Source organism: Candidatus Infernicultor aquiphilus, assembly GCF_002784285.1.
GTDB lineage: Bacteria > Atribacterota > Phoenicimicrobiia > Phoenicimicrobiales > Phoenicimicrobiaceae > Infernicultor > Infernicultor aquiphilus.
Map to the genome: position 1 here is coordinate 1 of NZ_PFKO01000182.1, position 1315 is coordinate 1315.

1 protein-coding gene and 1 tRNA gene are annotated in these 1315 nt (G+C 40.7%); both read left to right on the forward strand.

Features of this window, described 5'->3' with window-relative positions; all coding sequences use genetic code 11:
- Window positions 1-827: serine--tRNA ligase (gene serS, locus COZ07_RS04985; protein ID WP_406607483.1), on the forward strand; the 827-nt coding region annotated here is incomplete at its 5' end.
- 393 nt (window positions 828-1220) lie between these two features.
- A tRNA-Ser gene (locus COZ07_RS04990) sits at window positions 1221-1308 on the forward strand.
- The last annotated feature ends 7 nt before the right edge of the window (window positions 1309-1315 follow it).

The window sequence follows — 1315 nt, forward strand, 5'->3', positions numbered from 1 at the left end:
ATTTTGAGAGAGGAGTGAAGATAGCTACTGCCCGATTTACGGTTTTAAAAGGGATGGGTGCTAAACTGGAAAGAGCCCTAATTAATTTTATGCTCGATCTTCACACCAATGAACATGGCTATAAAGAGATATTTCCTCCTTTTTTGGTGAATGCTGAAACTATGACTGGTACCGGGCAATTGCCCAAATTTGAAGATGATTTATTCAAGACTACTAATGGCCTTTATTTGGTACCCACTGCTGAGGTCCCTTTAACTAATCTCCATCGAGAGGAAATTTTAAATGATGATGATTTACCACTTTATTATGTTGCTTACACGGCCTGTTTTCGACGGGAAGCAGGTTCTTATGGTAAAGATGTGCAAGGTTTAATAAGACAACATCAGTTCAACAAAGTAGAGCTGGTAAAGATCTGCAGACCCGAGGATTCTTATAATGAGTTAGAAACTTTAACCCAAAATGCGGAAGAAGTTTTAAAAAGATTGGAATTGCCTTTTCGGGTGGTGGTTCTTTGTACTGGAGATATGGGTTTTGCGGCTGCTAAGACTTATGATATTGAAGTATGGTTACCAGCTCAAGACCGATACAGAGAGATATCTTCTTGTAGTAATTGTGAAGATTTTCAAGCCAGGAGGGCAATGATTAGATATCGTTCTAAAGAAAAAGAGAAAGTAAATTTGGTCCATACTTTAAATGGTTCTGGTTTAGCGGTAGGAAGGACTTTGGTAGCTATATTGGAAAATTATCAGCAGAAAGACGGAAGTGTAGTTATACCTGATGTCCTTCGCCCTTATCTGGGTGGGGTTGAACAGATAACCCGCCAGTAAATAATTAATTAATTTACCAATTGCCCTATTTACCTATTTTCCAATTAAATTAGTTAGTATATAGCAAAAAAGCCAGTAGGGGCGTATTGCATACGCCCTCAATGATCTATGCAAATGTAGTAGGACAGGCGTCCCCCGTTTTCACGAGGGCAGGCTCGCCTGTCTATGAATTTGATCTCTATAAAATAGATTGGTTTATAGTGAATAATCAATTAGTCATTGGTAGGGGTAGACCTTGTGTCTTTATTGGTAGGGGTAGACCTTGTGTCTACCCTCCGTAGTCTTTTATTCCCTCGCCCCTCGAGGGAGAGGGTTAGGGTGAGGGGGATAAGATAGTGTAAAATTCAATTTGACCCATCTACTAAAGAGATGATATTCTATACTGGTAATTATGGAGGGGTGGCAGAGTGGCCGAATGCACCGGTCTTGAAAACCGGCGATATGCAAGTATCCGTGGGTTCAAATCCCACCCCCTCCGCCAAGGGTAA